The 1,254-nt window shown below is 58.5% G+C and carries 3 protein-coding genes and 1 pseudogene; 3 read left to right on the top strand and 1 reads right to left on the bottom strand.

The genetic code is table 11. The annotated features are described in order from the left end of the window. The 3 genes and pseudogenes from AWB81_RS46295 to AWB81_RS46290 form a co-directional block, all read left to right on the top strand. Positions 1–246, top strand: a pseudogene (locus AWB81_RS46295) (hypothetical protein); the annotation flags it as partial. After that, entirely contained in the window at positions 243–605 is a 363-nt protein-coding gene (locus tag AWB81_RS43105) for a hypothetical protein (RefSeq protein ID WP_062644702.1), read from the top strand. The pseudogene AWB81_RS46295 and the gene AWB81_RS43105, both read left to right, overlap by 4 nt. Before the next feature lie 146 nt (positions 606–751). Then, positions 752–907: a hypothetical protein gene (locus tag AWB81_RS46290; RefSeq protein ID WP_159939037.1), complete on the top strand. Its 156-nt coding sequence runs from the start codon at positions 752–754 to the stop codon at positions 905–907. A gap of 94 nt (positions 908–1,001) precedes the next feature. Here AWB81_RS46290 and AWB81_RS48165 read toward each other — a convergent pair. After that, the coding region (locus AWB81_RS48165; RefSeq protein ID WP_235026262.1) for a hypothetical protein at positions 1,002–1,254 on the bottom strand (253 nt) is incomplete at its 5' end.

Genomic DNA, 1,254 nt, shown 5'->3' with positions numbered 1-1,254 from the left:
GTACCGGAAGCAGCGGTCAATGCGATCGGTAATTCGGTCGGGAGCACAAATGACATCCGCTGCATTTTCCTCACTGGCGGCGGTGCGGCGCTTTACGAGCCCGCGATCCGCGCGTTCTTTCCCCGCAACCGCATCGAAGTCATGAAGAACGCGTGCTTCTCGAACGTCCGGGGGTTCTTTGCGGCCGGCGAGGCAACGCTGATGCGCGAGCGCGATAAGAAGCGGAAGGAGGCCATGACCGCATGAGAGGGGCTATCGAGATTAAGCTGACCGTCAGCGAAGCTGTCACGCCCACTTTGTTTGCTGCATTAATGGCGGTCTCGAATCCAAGGCAACGGGCCGCGCTGCTCAAACGTCTTGCCGACGACGCACTGCGCGGCCGAGGAAGCGTGGGTCTCGTTCCGACGGCCGACCAAGCGCACACGGCGGCCCAACAGAGCGAGGTTACCGACAGACGAGCAGCGGCAATCGAAACGCAGATGAAGTCGGCATCTGCTGAAGACGAAAAGCCGCAAGCGCTGGCTGAATACCCGGAGCAGTCGTCGCCCATTGGCGATGATAGGCATCTGAACTACTTAGCAGATAGCCTCTCAGCTTTTGCTTAGAGAGCGCAGTTCTCTGCGCGTGTCACGGAGCGGTGGCGTCTCGCCGTCCGCCCGTGTCACCACCCCGCACCTTGACTTCGAACCTGTCGTGGCATCATTACTCATAAGGCCGAGCTAAGCGGCCGCAAAGCCCAAGTGAAAACCAAATGACAATACTCGATACTTTGACGCAACTCGACTGGACCCGCGGCGTTCGGACGTGGATTCTCGTGGCGGCCGCGTTCGCCGCATGCGAGTCGGCTTATCTGTTTCGTCGTGCCGTGTTCCGGCCAAGCGAGAAGGGCGTCGACGATGTACGCTAAGTTTAAGACGTTGCCCCCAGTCGCACGTCGCGCGGTGATTGCGGTCACTCTTTTGTGCGTTGCCTGCGTCGCGGCTCGTCTGCCGGATACGCCGTTATGCAACTGGATTTTCGGACTTTCGCTCGTCGGTTCCTTTTGGGCTAGCGGCGTGATGGTTCCGGCTATGAAGGTCATGCTCTATGTGTTCAAGGTCGCTTTGCGCATCCACACTAATCCGTGGTGAGAAGTCGCCACGACAGACAAAAAAAAACCCCGACCAATCGGTCGGGGTTTTTTTAACGGGATACTCAGTGCAGCAGAGATACCCCTTGTGCGCTCGCCTGTCGACGAATGCAGTAAAACCAAGC

This window comes from Caballeronia arationis, assembly GCF_001544975.2.
Classification (GTDB): domain Bacteria; phylum Pseudomonadota; class Gammaproteobacteria; order Burkholderiales; family Burkholderiaceae; genus Caballeronia; species Caballeronia arationis.
The sequence above is the reverse complement of the archived record's forward strand: the minus strand, read 5'-3'. Positions and strand labels throughout refer to the sequence as shown.

Excerpts from the sequence above, each read along its gene's own strand:
- AWB81_RS43105 (WP_062644702.1), top strand. The coding sequence starts at position 243 with ATGAGAGGGGCTATCGAGATTAAGCTGACCGTCAGCGAAGCTGTCACG.
- AWB81_RS46290 (WP_159939037.1), top strand. The coding sequence starts at position 752 with ATGACAATACTCGATACTTTGACGCAACTCGACTGGACCCGCGGCGTT.